Annotated in this window: 18 protein-coding genes; all 18 read right to left on the reverse strand. The window is 61.2% G+C overall.

Features of this window, described 5'->3' with window-relative positions; all coding sequences use genetic code 11:
• Nucleotides 1-44: 44 nt before the first annotated feature.
• The 18 genes from QZ822_RS00425 to dnaJ all read right to left on the reverse strand — a co-directional run bounded on the left by QZ822_RS00425 (nt 45) and on the right by dnaJ (nt 23075).
• Nucleotides 45-440 (reverse strand): FKBP-type peptidyl-prolyl cis-trans isomerase, encoded by a 396-nt coding sequence (locus tag QZ822_RS00425; protein WP_005508667.1) that lies wholly within the window; start codon nt 438-440, stop codon nt 45-47.
• 130 nt (nt 441-570) lie between these two features.
• Entirely contained in the window at nt 571-1626 is a 1056-nt protein-coding gene (locus tag QZ822_RS00430; protein ID WP_294641772.1) for an FKBP-type peptidyl-prolyl cis-trans isomerase, read from the reverse strand.
• 217 nt (nt 1627-1843) lie between these two features.
• Nucleotides 1844-3316 carry a Pup--protein ligase gene (pafA, locus tag QZ822_RS00435; protein WP_294641774.1) on the reverse strand — a complete coding sequence of 491 codons (1473 nt, stop codon included), beginning with the start codon at nt 3314-3316 and terminating at the stop codon, nt 1844-1846.
• A 28-nt stretch (nt 3317-3344) separates the two neighbouring features.
• Nucleotides 3345-3539 (reverse strand): ubiquitin-like protein Pup, encoded by a 195-nt coding sequence (locus tag QZ822_RS00440; RefSeq protein ID WP_005506016.1) that lies wholly within the window; start codon nt 3537-3539, stop codon nt 3345-3347.
• A gap of 263 nt (nt 3540-3802) precedes the next feature.
• On the reverse strand, nt 3803-5614 hold the full coding sequence (gene dop, locus QZ822_RS00445) for a depupylase/deamidase Dop (RefSeq protein WP_294641776.1): 1812 nt from the start codon (nt 5612-5614) through the stop codon (nt 3803-3805).
• A gap of 139 nt (nt 5615-5753) precedes the next feature.
• Entirely contained in the window at nt 5754-7580 is a 1827-nt protein-coding gene (gene arc, locus QZ822_RS00450) for a proteasome ATPase (RefSeq protein ID WP_294641779.1), read from the reverse strand.
• 137 nt (nt 7581-7717) lie between these two features.
• On the reverse strand, nt 7718-8761 hold the full coding sequence (locus tag QZ822_RS00455) for a tRNA (adenine-N1)-methyltransferase (protein ID WP_012903527.1): 1044 nt from the start codon (nt 8759-8761) through the stop codon (nt 7718-7720).
• A 291-nt stretch (nt 8762-9052) separates the two neighbouring features.
• Nucleotides 9053-10369: a cysteine--1-D-myo-inosityl 2-amino-2-deoxy-alpha-D-glucopyranoside ligase gene (mshC, locus tag QZ822_RS00460; protein WP_294641780.1), complete on the reverse strand. Its 1317-nt coding sequence runs from the start codon at nt 10367-10369 to the stop codon at nt 9053-9055.
• Nucleotides 10370-10527: 158 nt separating this feature from the next.
• Nucleotides 10528-11376, reverse strand: coding sequence for an undecaprenyl-diphosphate phosphatase (locus tag QZ822_RS00465; RefSeq protein ID WP_200963036.1), 849 nt, complete (start codon nt 11374-11376; stop codon nt 10528-10530).
• Nucleotides 11377-11586: 210 nt separating this feature from the next.
• Complete coding sequence (locus QZ822_RS00470; RefSeq protein WP_294641783.1) at nt 11587-12489, reverse strand: hypothetical protein; 903 nt, start codon at nt 12487-12489, stop codon at nt 11587-11589.
• 173 nt (nt 12490-12662) lie between these two features.
• The gene (gene leuA / locus QZ822_RS00475) at nt 12663-14411 is read right to left on the reverse strand and encodes a 2-isopropylmalate synthase (RefSeq protein WP_294641785.1); all 1749 of its coding nucleotides are present in this window, start codon (nt 14409-14411) and stop codon (nt 12663-12665) included.
• A gap of 413 nt (nt 14412-14824) precedes the next feature.
• Nucleotides 14825-16210 (reverse strand): LCP family protein, encoded by a 1386-nt coding sequence (locus tag QZ822_RS00480; RefSeq protein WP_294641786.1) that lies wholly within the window; start codon nt 16208-16210, stop codon nt 14825-14827.
• 241 nt (nt 16211-16451) lie between these two features.
• Nucleotides 16452-17609: a GTPase Era gene (locus QZ822_RS00485; protein ID WP_193389055.1), complete on the reverse strand. Its 1158-nt coding sequence runs from the start codon at nt 17607-17609 to the stop codon at nt 16452-16454.
• 118 nt (nt 17610-17727) lie between these two features.
• Complete coding sequence (locus QZ822_RS00490) at nt 17728-19182, reverse strand: hemolysin family protein (protein ID WP_294641788.1); 1455 nt, start codon at nt 19180-19182, stop codon at nt 17728-17730.
• A 9-nt stretch (nt 19183-19191) separates the two neighbouring features.
• On the reverse strand, nt 19192-19713 hold the full coding sequence (gene ybeY, locus QZ822_RS00495; RefSeq protein WP_005505992.1) for an rRNA maturation RNase YbeY: 522 nt from the start codon (nt 19711-19713) through the stop codon (nt 19192-19194).
• A 3-nt stretch (nt 19714-19716) separates the two neighbouring features.
• On the reverse strand, nt 19717-20856 hold the full coding sequence (locus QZ822_RS00500) for a PhoH family protein (RefSeq protein ID WP_049346286.1): 1140 nt from the start codon (nt 20854-20856) through the stop codon (nt 19717-19719).
• Between the two features lie 140 nt (nt 20857-20996).
• Entirely contained in the window at nt 20997-21776 is a 780-nt protein-coding gene (locus QZ822_RS00505; RefSeq protein WP_070666560.1) for a 16S rRNA (uracil(1498)-N(3))-methyltransferase, read from the reverse strand.
• Between the two features lie 162 nt (nt 21777-21938).
• Entirely contained in the window at nt 21939-23075 is a 1137-nt protein-coding gene (gene dnaJ, locus QZ822_RS00510; protein WP_049337409.1) for a molecular chaperone DnaJ, read from the reverse strand.
• Between the last annotated feature and the right edge of the window lie 176 nt (nt 23076-23251).

The following is a 23251-nucleotide window of genomic DNA, read 5'->3' on the forward strand; positions in this document are numbered from 1 at the left end:
TACGTGAGAAGCGCGAAAAACGCGAAAACCTTACCGGCTAGTCCTTAGCGGACGTCCAGCAGGTCCACCACGAAAATCAGGGACTCACCGGGCTTAATGACCGAACCAGCGCCGCGGTCACCATACGCCATGTCGGCGGGAATCTCCAGGCGACGACGGCCGCCGACCTTCATGCCGAGCAGACCCTCATCCCAACCGCGGATAACCTGGCCAACGCCCACCTGGAACGGCAGCGGCTCGCCGCGGTTCCAAGAAGCGTCAAACTCTTCACCGGTGGAGAATGCCACACCAACGTAGTGGGTGAGCACGCGGGAGCCGGGAACAACCTCAGCGCCAGCACCCTCGATCAGGTCGGTAATGACCAGCTCGGTGGGGGCGTCGCCCTCGGGGAAATCGATTTCAGGCTTTTCGCGGTCGAGGTTACGCTGACCGAAAGACATGGGTGTCTCCTTTGATTGGTTCGACATACATCGAAATAGTGGGTGCGCTCGCCGCCTAAGCCGTATAGGCGGCGAGCGCGGTATAAAAATGTGACGTAAAAACGTGGGTCCCGAAAATATAGGTCCCAGGCTACTGTGCGGTAGCCGAAGCGGACGCTGCCGGGGTCGCAGAAGCATCAGCGGTTGCCGAGGCGCTCGCCTCCGCAGCAGCCGCGCTAGAAGCCGCCTGAGCACGCTGCAGGGTCTGCGGGTTCTCCTCCGCACCCAGAATATCAACCACGAACACCAGGGTTCCCGAAGGCTTGGAACCGCCGGTGTCGTTACCGTACGCCAAATCCGCCGGGATGACCAGCTCAACACGGGAGCCGACCTTCTTGCCCTTCAGACCCTGAGTCCAGCCCTTGATAACGCCCTGCAGGGAGATGCCCATCGGGGTGGCGGCGTCATAGTTGCCGTCGACGACCTTACCGTCGGAGTACTGCACGCCAATGTAACGCACGTACACGGTATCGGTTTCCTTGACCTCGGCGCCCTCGCCCTCAATGAGGGTCTTAGCGGTCAGCTCGGTGACCTCCGGCTTGTTATCGGGCAGCTTGATTTCAGCCTTGCCGGTGGACTCATCCAGAGTGAAGGACGGCAGCGACGGGTCAGCCTCAACAGCCTTACCGGTTGCGTACTTGGGCAGTTTCGTCTTCACGGTGTACACCTCAACGTTGGTTGCGGCGCCGGGCGAAGCGGTCGTGGTGGTCACGCCCGCAGTGCTGCGCTGCTGCAGAACGTTGGTGGTGTACGAGAAGGAGCCGCCAACCTTAATCTTCTTCAGGGTTTCGTACACCTGCGGTGCAGCCTGCTTCAGCTGATCGTTAATCGGCAGCAGAATCGGCTCGCTGGAGTAAGTGGAACCGTTAAGCTTGCCGTCGGTGCCGTTGAACACGGCAGCCTCAACGAGCACGTAGTCACCATCATTGATGGAGTCACCGTTGCCTTCCTCAATCACGTACGCGGAGGGGCTAGAAGCGGCGAAGGGAGTCGCGAAGGACGCCTCAGGCGCAGCGGTCGCGTTCTTCAAGGTGTACTGCACCTTGGACAAATCGCCATTGCTGGACTGCGCGCCGCATGCGGACAGTGCGAGCGCAAGAGCTGCCGCGCTGGCACCGAAAATAGTGAGCTTAGAGCGTTTGGTCATAGTGTTATCCTCTGGGGTTTTCTGTGAGAGTGGGGCGTGTGAGTGCCCGTGTGCCACAGAACAGTTTACAGGTATAGGTTTAGCTGTTTTATGCTACGGCACGTAGCTGTGTTCAGGCTGTGTCGCGGCCGGGGTGTTCCCGAAGGCCCACAACCCCGACCGCCGGTGGGTTTCCCCTCATCAGAGTGTTTCTAGCAATGCTGTTTAGCGGCGCTGTTTAGCAGGGCGGCGGGAATGCCGCCTCCTGGTGCTGACGCGCCTTAGATGCCAACAGGCTCAGCACCTCCTCAAGCTCCTCGCTACCGGTAGCAAACGGGTCCTTACACACCAGCGTGTGCTGCGGGTAGGCATTGAGCTTCAAATGCACCCAATCCACGGTGAACTGCTCCCCCGCCGCAACCGCCGCATTAATGAAACGCGAACGCTGCAGAGCGCGAGTGTTCGGCGGCTGAGTCTTCGCCGCCTCCGCAGCACCCTCGGGCAGGATGCGCTTGACCGCACCGCGACGAACCAGCGCGTGGAAGACACTACGCTCCGGGTCGATGTCGTGGTACGCCAAATTCAGCTGACGGATGCGGGCGCTCGCATAATCGGCAGGCTGACCAGCCGCGCGGGCGCGGGCAATATACGCATCCAGAAGCTTCTTCTTAATAGCCCAGTCAATCTCAGTATCAATGCTGCTGTAGTCGCCGGACTCGATAGCGTCCAGGGTGCGCTGCCACAGGTCCAGGGCGTATTCCACGTGGTGGTGGTGCGCGCCGTACTGCTGCACGTACTGGCGTGCCGCATCCAGGTAGTGACGCTGAACGCTCAACGCCGTGTAGTGCTTACCATCGGTGGTTTCGAAGGTCGCGGTGCCGGTCAGATCGTGGCTGATAGCGCGCAGAGCCGCCGGAACAGACACAATATCCAGGCTTGTGACCGGGAAGCGGTCCTCCAGCATGCGCAACACCAGGTCGGTGCTGGCAATCTTCAGCAGGGTCGTCGGCTCCGCCATGTTCGAATCGCCATTAATGACGTGCATGCGGCGGAACTTCGAAGCGTCCGCGTGCGGCTCATCGCGGGTGTTAATGAGCGGGCGAGCGCGCGAGGTCGAGGTGGACGCCGCCTCCCAAATATGGTCGGCACGCTGCGAGAACGAGTACGAGGGCACACCCGTGCTGGATGCCGGGTCGGTCGAACCGGGCACCGGGCCGCCGTTCGGGTGGGTCTTACCGGCACCGACCAGAATCTGGCGGGTCACCAAAAACGGCACGAGCTGCTTAATCAGGTCGTTGAACTGCAATTTGCGGCTGATCAGGTAGTTCTCGTGGCTACCGTAGGAGTTGCCCGCCGAATCCACGTTGTTCTTGAACAGGTACAGTTCACCGTCGAGGGGGCGACCCTCCGAGCCTGCGAGCAGGCGCTTGCGGGCGGTACGCGCCAGGTCCGCGAAAAGTAGCTCACCAGCACGTTCCTGCGCGAGCAGTTCGTCAATGCTGCCGCATTCGGCGGAGGCGTACTCGGGGTGCGAACCCACATCAAGGTAGAGCCTACCGCCGTTGGGCAGGAAGACGTTCGTTGATCGCCACTGATCCAGGACGGGCTTGAAAAGGGCGGCGGCGGATTCTTCGATGCTCAGCCGACCGAGCCCGTGCGGGACGTAGCTGAGCCCGAATTCGCTTTCAATGCCGAAAATACGGTGTTCCATGATGCTGACCCGGCGCGGGGCGTGCCGGTTACTCGCCGCCCTTCTGGACGAAGCCGGTGACGAAGTCTTCAGCGTTCTCAGCGAGCAGGCCGTCAATTTCGTCGAGCAGGTCGTCGACCTCGCTCACGTCAGACACCACGTGCGAGGCGGCGAGAGTCAGTTCCTGCTCCTGCTCGGCTGCGGTGGTTTCGGTCTGCTGTGCGCTGATGCGTTCGCGGCTCATGGTTCTCTCCTTCAAATGGGGTTGTTCAGACCGGTACCGGTCTTAACGTTAAGTTATGGGGTCACAGGTGGGGTGCTTAGAGGTACTGCTGGAGGCGGTGCCAAATGCAATGCCGAGGCGATACCGGGGTGGTACGCACCGACTGCCGTGAGCTGTGCACTGCACCCTACCTGTGGGTTATGTGGTTTTTACTCTTCTGAATGGGGGTATTCACCCCGGGGAAGAATGTGAGTTGATGTGGGTTTAGGGGTGGTGAGGTGCTACTAGCGCAGGCGGTTCAGCAGCTCATCCGAATGGTTCACCTCATCCAGCAGCGGCTCTACCTCGGCGGCACCGTACCGGGTCGGCTCCATCATCGTAAAACGAGTCAGATCCTTCGAATACCTGCCACGGCAAGACACCGTATCCCAGTTAATACCGAGAATCTCCTCCGGCCAACGCGCCATCAACGTGCCACGCAAAAACGCGCGCGTCTCACGCGGCGGCTCAGTCGTCGCACGCTCCACCTGCTCCGCAGAGAACAGCGTACGCATACGGCCACGCGCCACCAGACGGTGATACAGGCTCTTCGACGGGTCAATATCAGCGTACTGCAAATCCAGAGCCTTCAACTTCGGATTCGCATAATCTACGCCCTGAGCGACATAGCCGCGCACCAGCGCATACTTCGCCACCCAATCCAGACGATCCGCCAGCGAGAGCGGGTTGGTTTCCAGAGCGTCCAGAACCTCGCCCCACAGATCAAGAATCTGCGCGGTCGCAGCATCCACACCCGCCGGGTTCGACTCCTCGTGCGCGCGGGAGGCCTCATAGTAGGCGCGCTGAATCTGCAGCGCACTCGCAGAACCGCTCGTGGACACCGGGTTCGGCAGGGTCACCGAAGAAGGCGCCAACGGCAGCTGAACCGACAGCGACAAATCGTGGCTGACCGCGTGCATCGCCGCCACCGGATCGGACAGGCGCACACCCGGCAGCACCGGGTGCTGCTCGCTGTGCGACTCAATCAGATTCATCACCAGCGCCGCCGTACCAAACTTCAACAGGTTCGAATAGTGCGAGAGGTTCGCATCCGCCGGAATCACGTGCAGGCGGCGGTACTTCGACTCATCCGCATGCGGCTCATCGCGCGTATTCACAATCGGGCGGCGAATCGTGGTCTCCAGACCAATCGTGCGCTCAAAGAAATCAGCACGCGAACTAATCTGAAAACCCGGAACCTCACCGTGCGTACCAATACCCACACGGCCCGCACCCGTAAAAATCGCGCGGGTCGCAAAGAACGGCAGGAGCGCATCCGCAACCTGCTCAAACGGAACATCACGGCTGATCAGATAGTTTTCGTGGGCGCCGTACGACTGGCCCTTCGAGTCGGTGTTGTTCTTGTACAGCTTCACCTGCGGCAAATCCTGCGCGTGGTTGCCCAACTCCACCAGCGACTCGTACGCCAGCGCGTCACCGGCAGCATCATAGAGCACCGCATCGACGGGGGTCAGAACCTCCGGCGACGAATACTCCGGATGCGCATGATCCACATACAGGCGCGCACCATTGGGCAGAATCGCGTTCATGGTCACGCGATCCCAATCCAGACGCTCCGGGAAACCACCGCGACCGTGCACACCGGCGAGCGCATCCAGGGCGCTACGCGGCTCGGCGGGCTCACCCGGTGCCTGAACGCCCGCCTCACGCATAATCTCCAGGGCGATATCTTCGCTGGTTAGCTCGGTGCGGGTGTGCGTCATCTGGCTCGAATGGGCGGTGGAGGCGTCCTGAACCTGACCGAAGGCATCACGCAGCGGCGACTCGGACTCACCCAGCCACTGACCTTCCGGGGTGGTGGTCGAGTAGTTCTCTGCCTGGCGTGCCTGCTCGGCGGTCAGCTCATCCGCCAGGGCGCGGCGCTGCAGCTGTTCGCGGAAAGCGGCGCCGCGGCGGAACGCCAACTTGGCGTAGGTGTTGACCACCAGTGCGGACAGCACGGTCGGGTTGGTGCCCGGCGCGGTGGGGGCGATGACGCCGTACTCGGTTTCTGCACCCATAATGCGGTGCACGCCGTAGCTGGGGGTGGAGTTCATGGGGTTCTCCTGAAAAAATCTATACCATCTAAAGGCTTTGGACCTGCGGTAATACTGAGGTTAATGCGGGATAAGCGCCCGGCTCATGCTTGTAGCGCGGTTTATGGTGCGGGCACACGGCTCATGATGCGTGCGCGGTTTAGCGCGGCGGCTCCACCGACACCAAACGGCCACGCACACCGGCAACGGTGAGCGCATCCTCAATATCGGGCAGCGGCGGCAAGTCCACCTGATCCTCAAACTCGGCGCGTACCGCCTCCAGCAGGTGGCGGGTACCAATACCCACGCCCGCTGCGTCCGCGCCGGCGGTCAGCGCCTGCAGCTGCTCCTTAATCGCCGCCTTCTTCGCGCGGTCCACAATATTGCGAATCACCGCGCCCGAAGCGAAATCGCCGCGGTACAGCGTGTGAGTGGACAGGTTCGCGCTCGCGCCAGAACCAACGACCATGGAAGAATCCACGGTCGCCACAGCGTACGCCGTGGAGGGGGTGCGCGCATACAGCTGACCTGTCGCCGCCGCAATCATCGCGGTCAGGGCGGCGCGGGTCGAACCGGCGGCTGCCACCTCCGCAGCGTCCAGGGGTAGGTCCTCGGTCAGGTACAGACCGAAAATCTCTGCCGCACCGGCGGCATCCGGGCGGTTAATGCGGATCTTCAGGTCGAGTCGGCCCGGGCGCATCACCGCGGCATCAATCAGGTCTTCACGGTTGGTCGCACCAATAACAATGACGTTCTGCAGCGACTCCACACCATCAATTTCGGCAAGCAACTGCGGCACGATGGTCGTCTCAATATCGGAGGAACGACCCGAACCGCGCATACGGAACAGCGACTCCATCTCGTCAAAGAACACGACGACCGGGTGACCCGCCTCCGCCTTCTCACGGGCGGCAACGAAAATATCGCGGATCTGACGCTCGGTCTCACCGACGAACTTATCGAGCAGCTCAGGGCCCTTAATGTTCAAGAAGTAGCCGCGAGTAGCCGAACCCGGGTTCAGCGCAGCCGCACGAGCCGCCAGGGAGTTCGCCACAGCCTTAGCAATCATGGTCTTGCCGTTACCGGGAGGACCGTACAGCAGAATGCCCTTGGGCGGTGCCAGGTGGTAGCGCTCAAAAATCTCGGGGTGCAGGTACGGCAGCTCCACCGCGTCACGAATCTGCTCAATCTGCGCGCCCAGGCCACCAATCTGCTCGTAGGTGACGTCCGGAATCTCTTCCAGAACCAGCTCCTGCGAGCGGGAGGCGGGAACCTGCGAGGTCAGCATGCGGGTGCGTGTGTCGAGGGTGACCGCATCGCCGGTGCGCAGCTGCTCAATGTCGAGGGAACCAGCCACGCGCGCCACCTGCTGAGCACCCGAGGACGTATCAACCAGCACGCGCTGCTCATCCAGCACCTCGCGCACGGTCACCACGTCACCGAAAGGTTCGGTGTCCAGGGCGAGCACCGCCTCCGTCTTGTCGTTGAGCAGCACGGTCATGCCGGGGGTCAGCGTGGACAGGTCAATGAGCGGGGATACGGGAATACGCATCATACGGCCGCTCACCTGCACGTCCAGGTAGGTGTCAATCTCGGCGGGGGTCTTATCGTCCGCGACCTGCTCGTAGGTCATGGTCTGACCCTCATGCACCGCCAGCACAATTGCCGAATTCAGCGGCGGCATGACGTTCTGCGACAGGGAGGCGCGCAGACGCTCTACCTGGTAGCGCATGCTGGTAATTGCCTCAACGAGCTTGCGGTTCTTCTCCCCCGCACCACGAATCTGTCGGCTCATATTGTCGCGGGTTGCCTCCGCCGCGGAGAGTCGACGCAGCACGGCGTCATACTCCTGCGCGCTGACAGGCTGACTGCCGGGCAGGGAGGTCGACCCGAAAGCAGCCGAGTAGTGCGGTGCCGCGCTGGCTGCACTATGGGCGGTGCCGTACTGGGGGGTTCCTGCCTGATCTGCAGATTCGTGGGTGGACACGGTAGCTCCTTTAGCTGTTCGTCCTGTGTGGGAGGCTACTCGGTGCGGGTGGTTGGGCGCAACGAGTAGCCCGGTGAGTGCACTGCGGGGGCTCCAGGCAACGCCCGTGCCCCCGCAGGTCAAAGGTGGTTCATCAATTATTCAGCAGACTCGATGCCGTTTTGTTCCAACGCAATCTCGTTCGCGCGTGCGGCGTGAGCGGCAAGGTTCTTCGCATCGCGTGCGGCGCGGCGAATCTTCTTATCGGTCACCTCACGCTCACCCACGTTCATGGGAATCCACGCGTTCATATCCTCTTCAGAGAAGTCAGTCTTGGACGCGCGACGCTTCGGTGCCAGGCGTACCGCACCGTCAGCCAGGCGACGAGCCACCACCAGGAACGCGGTGTGTGCCACCATGCGGTGGTCGGGGCGGACCGCCAGGCCCTCCACGTGCCAGCCGCGAACAATGGTTTCGTCACATTCGGGTTCGGTGAAGCGGCCGTCCAGGCGCATGCCCTCAACCAGGCGGGACATCTGGGTCACGGTCGCAACGTAGCAGATGAGCACGCCGCCGGGTGCGAGCGCCTCCGCCACAGCGTCCAGGCACTCCCAGGGTGCGAGCATGTCGAGCACGACGCGGTCGACGCTGCCGGGCTCTTCAACCTGCGGCAGGGTGTCCTGCAGGTCGCCGATGCTCAGCTTCCACGCTGGGTGGGGGCCACCAAACATGGTCTCAATGTTGCCGCGGGCGACGTCTGCGAACTCTTCACGACGTTCGAAGGAGTGCACGCAACCGTAGTCGCCGACTGCACGCAGCAGCGCGATGGACAGTGCACCGGAGCCGACGCCGGCCTCGACGACGCGTGCGCCGGGGAAGATGTCTGCCTTGACGATGATCTGGGCGGCGTCCTTGGGGTAGACGACGGCTGCGCCGCGCGGCATGGAGAGCACGAAGTCCTTGTAGAGGGGGCGCAGCGCCTGGTAGAGGATGCCGTGAGTGTTGGCGATGACGGTGCCTTCGGGTGCGCCGATGAGGTCGTCGTGCTTGAGGAAGCCCTTGTGGGAGTGGTATTCGCCGCCTTCGGCGAGGGTGATGGTGGTGATGCGGCCGCGTTCGTCAGTGATTTGGACGCGCTCGCCGGGGCGGAAGGGGCCGCGGCGGTTGATTGCGCCGGTGGGGGTGTGGGTGCCGCTGCTCACGGGGTGATTCTCCTCGGGTTTGGGTCAGTCTGTGCTGTTCGCACTGTGCGGCGAACCGCGGGACGGAAAAAGTCCTTTTCTATTTTAGCGGAGTCTGCAAATCGGCTGTGGCGTGTTCCCCCGCGGGCGTGATAACCAGCGTGATAACCAGGCAGCTGGTTTTTTGCGTGGTCAGCCGGTAGCGGTAGAAAGCTGCCGCATCACATGGAGGCGCAGAAAAGCGCAGGGCGGCAGCCACGGCTTACACCGTAGCGCCGCTCCTGCGTTTCAACGTTTTGTAGGGCGTTATCCCTAGAGGACCACGCCCAGGCGTGCCGCCAGGATGTCACGCACCAGCGCGCCACCGCCGACAGTGGTATCCGCCAGAGCCTTCACAGCCCACGCATCCACAGCCGCCAACGCCGCCGGAGCGTTCAGGTCCTCACCGAGTGCCTCACGCACAGCGGTGAGCAGCTCAACCGCCGCCTCATCGGTGACACCTTCGGAACCCTCACGGCCCTCAGCCACCGACACCGCATGACGGTAAGTGTCTAGGCGAGCCTTCGCGTGCTCCAGCAGCTCATCAGTCCAGAACCAATCCGAACGGTAATGCTGACCCATAATCGCCAGACGCACCGCGTTCGCATCCTCACCGGCCGCACGCAGACGCGAAACCAGCACCAGGTTGCCACGGGACTTGCTCATCTTGTGGCCGTCCAAACCGACCATGCCGGTGTGCGCGTAATGCTTAGCGTGCGGGCGTGCAGACACAGCCCACGAATGGCCCGCACCCAGGTCGTGGTGCGGGAACGTCAGGTCGTTACCGCCCGCCTGAACGGTCAGCGAACCATCCACAAAACGGCGGGCAATCATCGTGCACTCGATGTGCCAGCCCGGGCGGCCCGCACCCAGCTCGCCGGCATCCCAGCTCGGCTCGCCCTCACGCTCAACACGCCACAGCAGCGGATCCAGTGCGTCACGCTTACCGGCACGGTTCGGGTCGCCGCCGCGCTCAGCAAAAATCTCCAGCATCTCATCACGGGTCAGGTGGCAGACCTCGCCCGGTGCCCACGAGTAGCCCTCAGCGTTCGCGGGCAGTTCACGCACAGCCTTCAAGTCCAGGTACACGTCACCGTCAGGATGCACCACACCCTGCTCATCCGTGAAACCGGGCACGCGGTACGCCAGGCCGCGGCGCAGCAAATCCTCAATCAGCGGGAACAGCCACTCAATGGACTCCACCACACCCACATAGTGCGCCGGCGGAATCACGTTCAGCGCCTTCATGTCGGTGCGGAACAGCTCCGTCTGATCCTCAGCCAGCTCACGCCAATCCACATTCGTGGCGGTCGCACGCTCAAGCAGCGGGTCATCCACATCGGTCACATTCTGCACGTACGTCACCGGAACGCCCGCATCCAGCCAGGCGCGGTGTAGCAAGTCAAAAGCAACATAGGTGGAGGCGTGACCCATATGCGTCGCGTCGTACGGGGTGATACCGCAAACGTACAGGCTCGCCGCCTTATCCTCCTGAACCTGAACAATCTCACCGGCAGAAGTATCAAAAATGCGCGGCAGCGCAGCCTGACCGGGCAGAGTCACAGAGGCGGGGGCATCCCAAGCTCGCATGGGTTTCCTTTCCGTAAAAACGCCCACAACCGGTGGACGCGCCACACCCGCCGCCCAACCTCAAGGCATGCGGGTGCCAAAAAATCTACTCCAATAAGAATACCCGCCCGTGAGAAACTCACGGACGGGTATGTCATATCACGCTGAGGGCTAAAGCCTTAGAACGCCGAAGAAGTAGCGTTCAGAACGCCAGTGCCCAGACCAACGAAAATCAGGATACCGAGCGCAATGCGGTACCAAATGAAAATGCCGTAGGACTTCGAAGACACGTACTTCAGGAACCAGCCGATCATCAGGTAACCCACCACGAACGCGACCAGAGTCGCAACGATAGTCGACGGGATACCGTAGTAGCCGGTCGCCTCCTCACCGGTAACCACCTTAAAGGTCTTGTACAGACCAGACATGAACACGGCGGGCATAGCCAGAAGGAACGAGTAACGCGCAGCTGCCTCACGGGTGTAACCCATGAACAGACCCGCAGTAATGGTGCCGCCCGAACGGGAAACGCCCGGAATCAGTGCCAGCGCCTGCGCGCAACCGTACAGCAGGCCGTGACGGAACGTCAGGTCCTTCAGCTCACGCTGCTCGCGGCCAAAACGGTCCGCAAGACCCAGGAACACGGCAAAGACAATCAGCATGGTCGCCACAATCCACAGGCTACGGAACTGCGTGTCAATGTAGTCTTCCAGCAACAGACCCAGAACGCCGATGGGCAGGGAGCCAATAATAATCAGCCAACCCATGCGGGCATCCGGGTCGTTACGCGGTACGCGGCCGGCAAGAGCACCGAACCACGCCTTCAGGATGCGAACAATATCGCGCCAGAAGAAAATCAGAACCGCAGTCTCAGTACCCAGCTGGGTGATTGCGGTAAACGCGGCGCCCGGGTCAGCCTTCTCCGGCAGGATCTGGCCAACAATGTTCAGATGCGCCGATGATGAAATCGGCAGAAATTCGGTCAGGCCCTGAACGAAGCCCAAAATAATTGCTTGAATCCATTCCACGGTTTCAAGAATACCGCAGGTGTACCCGCCCGGGGCGGTTCGCGGAAGGTGATATGAAACCTCCGCAAACCGCCCCGTCCACACTGTGAAACGCTCAGGGTGCCGGTTCGGGCGGTACACCGCGGTGCATCCACGACTTGAGGAAGCCGCGCAAATGCCTCACATGCGTGTCACATGTGGGTCACAGGCGCGCTTTTCGGCGCAAGCGGACTAGCCGCACGACCAGTCAAAAACACCGGTCTCAAAATCAAAAACAGCGCTACCGCACCCAAAATTCAGCACATCAAACTCGTCGAACTCAATATAACGAGCCGTCAGACCATCCGGCAGGCTCTGTGCATAAAAATGCGTGCCGCCCAGGTGAGTGCCCACCGCAATCAGCGGCTTAGCCCACTCAAACCACGCCGAATCCTCCGAGTCCCAATCGAACGGGCTCAGATAACCGGTATCCGGGTCAACATTCTCAAACACATCACTGGGGACCTTACCGGCGTTCGGGTCATCCGTCGGAACCCACCCCACCAGAGCAGGCTTACGAGCCAACGGCTGCTGCTGATCCGCCAAAGCCCAGGCGCTGAAGCTCTCCTCCTCACCACGATGCTCACCGGGGCGGCGCACATCCTCAGGCGGCTCCGTGCGGGAGGCGAACTCAGCCTCAGTCAGGTACAACACCGCAAACTCGGCATCCAAAATATCGCGCAACAGAAGCTGATACGGATGCACCCGAGCCTGCGCATACTGCACCTCAAACGGGTCGTCACTTGCAGCATTAGCAACACCCTCAGTCGCCTCATCCTCAGCGAACTGGCCATCACCGGCGAAGAACGAGAACGCCACCACGCCCGGATACTTCTGCGCATCCGGCAGGTACTCCTCCGGCAACCTCACCGTAAAAATATGCTGCATCGGCAAACCGGTAAACGTACTGCGCGGCCACTGATCCTGCTCAATACCGGGACCAGTCGAACCCACCCAGCCAGCCTCCCACACCTCGGGGGAACCGGCAGGCAGAGCAGTATCATCACCACCGCGCAGCTCATAATTCCAGGCACGAGCAGAAGAATCGGTGCCCGCCGCATCAACGGGGCTAAACACCATCGCGTAGCTTTTCATGAGAGTTCCTCTCTGCAGATTATTTCGCCCCACAAACCGCCAATGCACACAACACCTGTGCACATTAAACGACTAAGGGGCGGGATACATACTCCCAGTATGCATCCCGCCCCCGCATCATGCACGGTTAACGGTCACCCGCAACCCCCGCACAAAGCATATACGGTCATCGCCTACGCCTGGCGCTCATCACGCAGCGCACGGTTCACAGCCGAAATCATCGCCTTCAACGCCGCACGAGTAGTCGAGCTGTCCACACCGATACCCCACAGCACGCGAGAACCAACAGCAGCCTCAACATAGCAAGCAGCGTTAGCAGTCGACGAAGACGACATCGTGTGCTCCGAATAATCCATCACACGAATATCCACGCCCTCACCCGAAAGGATGTTCTGCAGAGCATCCACCGGGCCGGTACCCGAAGCGGAACGAGTGTACGTGTGACCATCAATGTTCAGACCAACACGCAGAGTAGTCGCACCAGTATCAGCCGAATCAATATTAATCGACTCAATACGGTACTTACCCCAACGCTTCTCAGGATCAGCAGCAGGCAGATACTCATCCGCGAAAATGTTCCACAGCTTCTCACTGGTCATCTCGCCACCCTCAGCGTCGGTACGAGCCTGAACAATCTTCGAGAACTCAACCTGAGCACGACGCGGCAAATCCAGACCGTGATCCTGCTTCAGCAGGTACGCCATACCGCCCTTACCGGACTGCGAGTTCACACGAATAATCGCCTCATAGGTACGACCCAAATCGCGAGGATCAATCGGCAGGTACGGAACCTCCCAGTACACCTCATCCACGGTCTTACCCGCCTCAGCAGCGGTACGCTCCAGAGCCTCAAAGCCCTTCTTAATAGCGTCCTGATGAGAACCAGAGAACGCGGTGAACACCAGGTCGCCACCGTACGGCGAACGCTCGTGCACCTTCAACTGGTTGCAGTACTCAACAGTCTTACGGATACCGTCAATATCAGAGAAATCAATCTGCGGATCAATACCCTGGGTGTACATGTTCAGACCCAAAGTTACCAGGTCAACGTTACCGGTGCGCTCGCCATTACCGAAGAGACAACCCTCAATACGGTCAGCGCCCGCCAGGTAACCCAGCTCAGCAGCAGCCACGCCGGTACCGCGGTCATTATGCGGGTGCAGCGACAGCACAATGTGCTCGCGGTGGTTCAGGTTGCGGTGCATCCACTCGACCGAGTCGGCGTACACGTTCGGGGTAGCCATCTCAACGGTAGCGGGCAGGTTCACAATCAGCTCGCGACCGTTCTGACCAATCTCCAGCTCCTCAGCCACAGCGTTCACCACGCGAGCCGCGTACTCCAGCTCGGTGCCGGTGAAGGACTCGGGCGAGTACTCGTAGATGACCTTAGTATCAGAGACCATCTGCTCTTCGTACTTGCGGCACAGACGCGCACCCTGCAGGGCGATATCCAGCACGCCCTCCTGATCCTGGTTGAACACCACGCGACGCTGCAGCACGGAGGTCGAGTTGTAGAAGTGCACAATCGCCTGCGGTGCGCCCTCAATCGCCTCAAAAGTGCGGGCAATCAGGTGCTCACGCGCCTGCACCAGAACCTGAATGGTCACGTCCGAAGGAATGTGGCCATCCTCAACGAGAGTGCGCACAAAATCAAAGTCAGTCTGCGACGCCGAAGGGAAACCAACCTCAATTTCCTTGTAACCCATCTTCACCAGCAGCTTGAACATCGCAAGCTTACGGTCGGTGTCCATGGGGTCAATCAGCGCCTGGTTGCCGTCACGCAGATCCACTGCGCACCAGCGCGGAGCCTTCTCAATGACCTTATCCGGCCAGGTGCGGTCCGGCAGGTCAACAACAATCTGCTCGTGGAAAGGGCGGTACTTATGTACCGGCATGGGGCTGGGCTTCTGGTGGTTTTTCATGATGAATTCCTGTTGGTTGGTCCGTCTCGCTCTACCCCAAATGTGGGGCTCGTACCGTACCGGGTATCGGTCCCCGGCAGCCGTGGTCAAGGCGGTGCATCAGAAAGGATGCGAAGGTGAGATGCCGCGTCAAAAAGCCGGAACGGTTGCGGCAGATTCTAGCGTGCCCCGTTCCGGCGAATAAGCAGCAGGTTCACTGCCTGGCGGGTAACCCCGCGCATGCTCTCACCGTCAATAGTCATGCCTCCACGCTATCACAGGCGCCGGAGGCGGTGGCAGGGCACACGGGACGCCGTCCATCATCTGGAAAGAATTAACGGCAAAGGGGCGTAGCCACCATTTCTGGCGCTACGCCCCTTCACTCAATAGTCACGCATCTGCGCTGTGCCCTACTAGGTTCTACTAGCTACAACCTAGTAGGCGAAAGCAGTCTGGCACTTGTTCTGATCAGCAGTCTGACCGGTCGCGTTACCCGCAATCGCAGCCTCCTGCTTCTCCATCGCCTCACCGGACGGGAAGTCAGTACCAATCGTTACCGATACGCCCAGAACCTCTTCGGTCGCCACCAGGCGGGTCACGTTCAGCTTCGCGGCGATTTCCTTCGCCTCCGCCTCGTAACCGGTCGAGTAGAACACCGTGGTGAAGTTCGTCGGGTTAGCGGAGGTACCCGGAGTAACATTCGAATAGCCCAGACCCTCAATCACCGAAGAAATCGTAGCCGAGCGGCCATCCAGACCGGTCGCGTTGTACACGCTCACCGGAACCGTACGATCGAGCTGAACCGGAGCGGCAGAAGTAGCCTCAGCTGCCGGAGCCTTCTCCTCCTTCAGCGACTTATCATCACGCAGACGCTGGAACACGTTCGCAGCATCCGCAGAAAGCTGCAGGCGGTTCGCGTCCTGGCTCCACGGCTCAGTCGGCACCGTCGCAAACACAACATTCGACAGGTCCACGCCACCAAGAGTCGCACCAACACCCACCAGAGTGCTGATATTAGCCAGGTTCTTATCCACCGTCACGTTCTGAGTAATCGCCTCAGAAATGTTAATCAGACGGCCCGGATTCGACAGAGTACCCTCGCTCTTCACCTTACGCAGCAGCGAAGACAAGAAGCCCTGCTGAGCCTGAATACGACCAATATCGGAACCATCCGAGAAGCCGTGGCGGCTACGCAAGAACGCAAGAGCCTGCTCACCCTCAACAGTAGAAGTACCCGCAGGAAGCTTCAGGCCACTGTACTCGTCATCAATCGGAGCGTCCACACACACCTGAACGCCGCCAACGACCTTCGACAGCTCCTTCACAGCGTTAAAGTCCACCAACATGAAGTGGTCAATATTCACACCGGTCAGCTTACTAATGGTCGCCACAGTACAACCGGCACCACCGCGAGACAGAGACTCGTTAATCTGAACGTTCTCCTCAGCCGGGTACACGGTGCCGGTCTCAGGATCAGTACACTGCGGAACGTCAACCATCAAGTCACGCGGGAACGACAGCACGCTCACGTTCTTACGGTCCTTGCTGATCTGCAGCAGCATCATCACGTCCGCGCGAGCCTCAGAATTGCGGTCATCCTCATCACCGTACGCCCCGTTATTACCCTTACGGGTATCGGAACCAATCACGAGAATGTCCAAGGCGCCGTTCTCCAGGCCGTCCTTGTAATTGCTGATGTTCAGCTCCTGAGTATGCAGATTATTGCGCATACGCAGAGCCACCACACCACCGTAGCCGACAACAACGACGAGCATGCAAGCAACGAGCAGAGCAATCCACTTATTGCGGTTTGAAGTCATGACCGTCGTGCGCATATGACGACCGGTGCTTCGTAAACGAGGTGCCTGGGGCATACCTTTTCTCTTTCTGCCGGTGAGCAAGTGCTTTCTCAGAGTAACACTCTTCCCTATGAGCGCCGAATGAGAGTGAAAAGTTTCACCCGGAGGCATGTACATATTTCCGCAAGCCACCGGGTGAAAACTATGGATGCGCGACCGCCTCTCGGAGTAGTCCCTCAAGGCGATGCGCTCAGGAAAGCTACTAGAATCCCAGGCGGTTCAACGCACGCGCGTCAGACTGCCATTCCTTCGCAACCTTCACATGAATATTCAAATAAATGCGGGTACCAAGCATCGCCTCAATCTGCTCACGAGCCTTCGTACCAATCTTGCGCAGATTCGAGCCGCCCTTACCGATAATGATGTACTTCTGCGACTCACGCTCCACAAACAGGTTCACGTGCACATCCAGCAGCGGGTTATCCGCCGGGCGGCCCTCACGGAACTCCATCTCCTCAACCGTCACAGCAATCGAGTGGGGCAGCTCCTCGCGCGCACCTTCCAGGGCAGCCTCACGCACCAGCTCCGCGATGAGGGTTGCCTCCGGCTCATCGGTCAGCTCACCCTCCGGGTACAGCGGCGGCGACAGCGGAGTGTACTGCGCCAGCAGGTCAGCAACCGCATCCACCTGGAAATGCTTCACAGCAGACACCGGGATAATCGCAGCCCAGCCGCCCTTACCGTCAACCGGCATCGGCTCAGCAACCTCACCGGCACGGCGCTTAGCCGCAGGACCCGAACCCTTCGCGAAAGGCACAGCATCATTCTTGCCGCCCTTACCCTTGGGGCCCTTACCCTTCTGCTTCGCACGATGCGCGGCACGCTTAGCACGAGCCGCACGCTCAGCGCTCATGACCTCCTCGCCGAGCGCCTCAACAGCCAGCAGCTGCTCACGCAGCTCCTCAGAGCTCACAGTGTCAGCCTTCGTCACAATAGCAACCACCGGCTTATTGCTCGACGCCACCAGCTGCGACGCAATGTAACGGTCACCCGGACCGATCTTCTCATTCGCCGGAATGCAGAAGCCCAGCACATCCACCTGCGAAAGAGTGCTCGCCACCAGGTCGTTCAGACGCTCACCCAGCAGAGTGCGGGGGCGGTGAATACCCGGGGTGTCCACCAGAATCAGCTGGTACTCGTCCTTGTGCACAATACCGCGAATCGTGTGGCGGGTCGTTTGCGGACGGTTCGAGGTGATAGCCACCTTCTGACCGACCATAGCGTTCGTCAGAGTAGACTTACCCGCATTCGGGCGGCCCACCAGCGACGCGAAACCCGAACGGAAATCCGCCGGGTAGGTCGGCAGCGGGGTGCTCAAGTCCAGAGTGCTCAAATCGAGCGGGGTGTACTCCTGGTCCATTGTGTTTCTCCTTGTCAAACCCCGTGCGGGGTGTGTGGGGTGTCAGCCTCATCTATCTGCGCCTTCGGGGCGGCGGCGGGCTGGCTCAAAGTATTTGTGCGGCGTCTATGTTCGATGTCTAGCGGTTGCCGTGCTTATCGGGGGCAGGTTCAGCCTCAGCAGTATCTCCCGGAAGGTCCGGATGCGCATGCGGCTCAGACACCGCGGGCGGCTCCGTATCCACGGTGAGAATGTCGGCAACCTCCGCAGAATGAGCCTCCGAGGAACCCTCAGCGTTCTCCTGCTCATCACGAGGCGGCTCGTACCACGCCTGCAACATATCCACCTGGTGGCGGCGGCCCGACGAACCAATCGCACGAATATGAATGCCGTCAATCTCAATCTCAGAACCAACAATCGGCACCATACCCAGATGCTTAGCGAGCAGACCGCCCACCGTATCAACATCTTCGTCCTCGAGTTCACGGCCGAAAATCTCGCCCAGCTCATCAATGCCCAGACGAGCCGACAGACGGAACGTGCCGTCATCGTTCAGCGTGTACTCGGGGCGCTCATGGTCGTACTCGTCGGAGATGTCACCGACCAGCTCCTCAATGAGGTCCTCCAGGGTAATCAGACCGGCGGTTCCGCCGTACTCATCAACCACAATCGCCACGTGCGTGGACTCGCGCTGCATCTCACGCAGCAAGTCCATGGCACGCTTCGACTCAGGCTCAAAACGAGCCGGGCGCATCAGCTCAACCACGGTCGGCAGGGCGGTACCCGCGGGGGCCTCACCGTGCAGGATGAAGGCGCGCATCGCATCCTTCAGGTAGAGCACGCCCAGAATCTCATCGCTCGAATCACCAATCACCGGCATACGCGAATAACCCGAACGCAGGAACAGGCTCAGCGCCTCGCGCAGCGGGGTGTCGCGGCTCGCGGTGAGCATATCGGTACGCGGAACCATGAGCGAACGGATGCGGGTATCGTCCATCTCAAAGACGGACTGCACCATCTGCGCCTCGTCATCCTCAATGGTTTCAGCGTCGGAAGCGCGGTCCAGGAACTCGCGCAGTTCCTCCTCATCGAACACGCCGACGGGAGCCTCAGCCGAACGCTCCGGCGCCAGGCGCACGCTGAGCTTATCAAGCAGGCCGGTCACCGGAGTCAGCAAAACCGACAGGTAGTGCACCGGGCGAGCCAGCACACGAATCGACGCGACCGGGCGGTTACGACCCAGAGCACGCGCCAGCACGTGCAGAATCGGGTAACCCACCAGCGCAACGATCACGAGGGTCAGCACGGCGGCGAGCGCGTGTACCTCTACCAGGTTCAGCAGGCAGGTCATGGTGGCGAGCACCGCGGCGGCTGCCGCAATGAGGCGGGTCAGGCGCAGCGGATGCGTGTACGCCTCGGAGTCACCGTCGAGGGTGCGTTGCAGGACGCGGGCGCCAAGGGTGTCCGGGTGCGCCTCCACGGCTTCTTCTGCCTCGTTGTGCGGCAGGTAGGTGAACGCGGTTTCGGCGATTGCCGCAACCACGGTCAGGCAGAGCGCGATAACGGCGAGGAGGGCTGTGAGTAGAATATCCACGCCGCTCCCCTAGTGTCGGGTTTCGACCGGTGCCGGGCGGCCCAGGAACTCTTCGAGGATGGAGCGCTGAATGCCGAACATTTCAGCTTCCTCTTCGGCGGTGCCGTGGTCGTAGCCGAGGCAGTGCAGAATACCGTGGGTGGTGAGCAGGCACAGCTCATCGAGGGTGCTGTGGCCCGCGTCCGCGCCCTGACGTGCGGCGACGGGCGGGCAGAGGATGATGTCGCCGAGCATGCCGCTGGAGGGGTTTTCGGGGGTTCCCGGTTCCAGCTCGTCCATGGGGAAGCTCATCACGTCGGTTGCGCCGGGCAGGTCCATCCACTCGATGTGCACGCGTTCCATTTCGTCTTCGTTCACGATGGCGATGGACAGGTAGGTGTCATCGGCAAGGTGCATGCGCTTGAAGGCGTGCTCGACGAGGCGGGTGAGCACCTCGGTGTCTACCGCTTCGAAAGATTCGCGGATGAAGGCGTCGGTTGCCGGGTCGGCACCGGTTGCGGGTTCTTCACAGTCGAATTCGATCTCTGCCACCGTTTAGCGTCCTTCCGGGGTGGTCTGTGCGTTGTCGGGGTTCTGCGCAGGGTTCTGCTCGGCGTTCTTTTCGGAGCCGCCGTTAATGCCGGCGCGGTCGAGCAGCTTTTCGGCTGCGGCCTCGATGGTGGCGCGCTTGACCTTGCGGTTGCGCTTGCGTTCCATTGCCTTCTGGTCTTCGCCCCACTGGTCGTAGGCGGACACAATGTTCGACACCAGGGTGTGGCGCACCACGTCAGAGGATTCTAGGATGCTGAAGTGAATATCCTCCACGCCCTGCAGAATGTTGCGCACCTGCTTCAGACCGGATGCGGCGCCACCGGGCAGGTCAATCTGGGTGATGTCACCGGTAATGACCATCTTCGAGCCGAAGCCCAGGCGGGTCAGGAACATCTTCATCTGCTCGGCGGTGGTGTTCTGCGCCTCGTCGAGGATGATGAACGCGTCGTTGAGGGTGCGGCCGCGCATGTACGCCAGCGGTGCGACCTCGATGGTGCCCGCCTCCATGAGCTTGGGGATGGTTTCGGGTTCGAGCATGTCGTGCAGTGCGTCGTAGAGCGGGCGCAGGTACGGGTCGATCTTCTCGTTGAGGGTGCCGGGCAGGAAGCCCAGACGCTCACCGGCTTCCACGGCGGGGCGGGTGAGGATAATGCGGTTCACTTCGTGGGTCTGCAGCGCCTGCACAGCCTTCGCCATGGCGAGGTAGGTCTTACCGGTACCCGCCGGGCCGATACCGAAGATGACGGTGTTCGCGTCGATAGCGTCCACATACTTCTTCTGGTTAATGGTCTTGGGGCGAATCGTGGTGCCGCGGGTGGAGAGGATGCTGGTGGACAGCGAGTGCGCCGGGTTGCTCAGTTCGTCGCCGAGCATGCCCATGAGGCGGTGAATGACCTGCACGGTAATCTGCGTGTCGTGGCTGGAGAGCACGCGCAGTTCGTTCAGCAGCTTAGCGGCGGTGTTCACGGCCTCGGAGGGGCCGGTGATGAGCACGTCCAGGTCCTTGGGGCGCAGGCTAATCTGCTCGAAGTAGTCCTCGATAATCGCCAGGTGTGCGTCCTGCGGGCCGAGCACGGCAATCATTTCTGCGGCGCTCTTGAAGGATACGGTACGCGCGGTTGATAGAGGTCGGGAGGTAGTCATATGGGCTCCTTGGCTAGTGATGTATTTACAAGTATAGATGTGCGTGATGCGCCACGCTCAGGGTGGGCTCTATCAGCTAGGTTCTAGCAGGCGCTTTTACCGGCTGGACTGTGCCGGGGCTAGACTTGAGCGGCAGCGCTCTACCAGCGGCCCAGCACCACATTCAGGGTGCACATGGCGGCAGATCCGGCGGTGGAGGAACGTAGCACCTCGTCACCGAGCAGTGCCAGCTGCGCGCCGGCGTCGGTGAAGAGCTGCACTTCGCGGTCGCTAATGCCGCCTTCGGGTCCAACGAGCAGGTAGATTTCTTCGGGCAGGTTCTCCGCCTCGACAAGCTTGCGTGCCAGGGCGCTGAGGCGTTCGGTCGCCTGCTCATGCAGGATGAACACGGCGGCGGACTGCTCAGAACCCTCCCCAGCAACTTCTTCAATGAGTTCCACCAGGTCGGCGGTGCTGTACAGATCGTACACTTCGGGAATGAGCGCGCGGCGCGACTGCTTCGCCGCGGCGGTGACGGTGTTCTGCCACTTGGTGTGTGCCTTGGAGGCGCGCTCCCCCTTCCAGCGCACGATGGAGCGGTCCGCACTCCACGGAAGCACACCGTACACGCCCAGCTCGGTGGCGGTTTCGATGGCGAGCAGGTCGCGGCCGTCCTTCGCGAGCGCCTGCACCAGGTAGATGGAGGGCACGCTGCGTTCCTCGCGTAGCTCCTGCACCTGCACGCTCACGCCGTCCGCGTTGATGGAGGCGACCGTACCGAGTGCGCGGCGGCCGGTGCCGTCACCCAGGTCGATGCGTTCGCCGAGCTCGAGGCGCTTGACGAGGGCGTGCTTGCCTTCGGAGCCGCCGAGCGCGCAGGTGGCGCCGGGGGTGAGTGCGTCGTATTCTTCCGTGCTGATGTAGAAGATGGGGGCGCTCATGGTTCTCCTTGAGGTGCGGTTTGAAAGCGTGGGTAGTGTGCGGGTGGCGTGTGAAATGGGTGCGCAGCTTAGCGCGGGCGCGTACAGTGCTGTGCTGACAGGAATGCGGCGGGTGCGGGTTGAGTACCGCACCCGCCGCATCCTCAGCTTGGTGTAGGGATCCTACTTGAACTGGTCCTTCAGGCGGGAGAAGAGACCGCCGCGGTGCTTGACCTGCGAACCTTCGGTGAGGGATTCACCGCGCAGGGCGGCGAACTGGCGCAGCAGTTCACGCTGTTCTTCGGTCATATCGGTGGGGGTGACCACCTGGATACGCACCAGCAGGTCGCCGCGACGCTCGGTGCCGAGCACGGTTGCGCCCAGGCCGTTGAGGGTGATCACGTCACCGCTCTGAGTGCCTGCGGGGATCGCAACTTCTTGGTCGCCGTCGAAGGTCTTCAGCGGGATGGTGGTGCCCAGCGCCGCCGCGACCATGGGGATGTTCACGGTGGTGACCAGGTTGTCACCCTCGCGGCTGAAGTACTTGTCGCGCTTGACGTTCAGGTCAATGTACAGGTCGCCGTTGGGGCCACCGTACAGGCCTGCTTCGCCCTTGCCGCGCAGGCGGATACGCGCCTGGTCGTGCACACCGGCGGGAACGTTGAAGGTCAGCGGAACGTCTTCACGTACGCGGCCCTGACCGTGACATTCAGGGCAGGGGGTCTTGATGACGGTGCCGTAGCCGTGGCAGTCGGGGCATTCAACCTGCTGCATGACGGTACCGAGGATGGACTGCACGCGACGCTGCATGAAACCGTGACCGGAGCAGGTGGTGCAGGTTTCGGGCTGGGTGCCCTCTGCGGTGCCTTCGCCGTTACAGGACTTACAGGTCACGGCGGAGCGACGCTCAATAGTCTTCTCAACACCAAACACGGCATCCTGCAGGCTGATGGAGACGGTAATCAGGTCGTCCTGGCCCTGACGCATGCGGGATGCGGGGCCGCGGGCACCTGCCGCGCCGCCGGTGAACATGTTCAGCAGGTCCTCAAAACCGCCGAAGCCGCTGAATCCGCCGCCCGGGTAGCCGCCGCCTCCGGGGTAGCCTGCGCGGCCCTGTTCGTCGCCGGTGGTGTCATAGTTGCGGCGCTTTTCGGGGTCGGAGAGCACCTCGTAGGCGAGGGTGACGCGCTTGAACTCTTCGGCTGCGTCCTCGGAGGGATTCACGTCCGGGTGCAGCTGGCGTGCCTTCTTTCGGTACGCCTTCTTGATCTCTTCGGGGCTGGCGTCGTTCGATACGCCGAGAGTATCGTAGTGGCTCATGCGTTTCCTTCCTCTCGAGACGATGGCGGTGCTCGATGAGTGCACCGCCAACAATGGTCGTATCAATTCTAGGGGATACCACCCCCGACCCGATACAATGGCTAGGCTGAAAGGGGGTCGCTCCCGCTATCCGCTTAATCTGCGGTGCGCCCCGAACCCCGTTTTAGTTCCCCCGC

The organism is uncultured Rothia sp., assembly GCF_916715725.1.
GTDB lineage: Bacteria > Actinomycetota > Actinomycetes > Actinomycetales > Micrococcaceae > Rothia.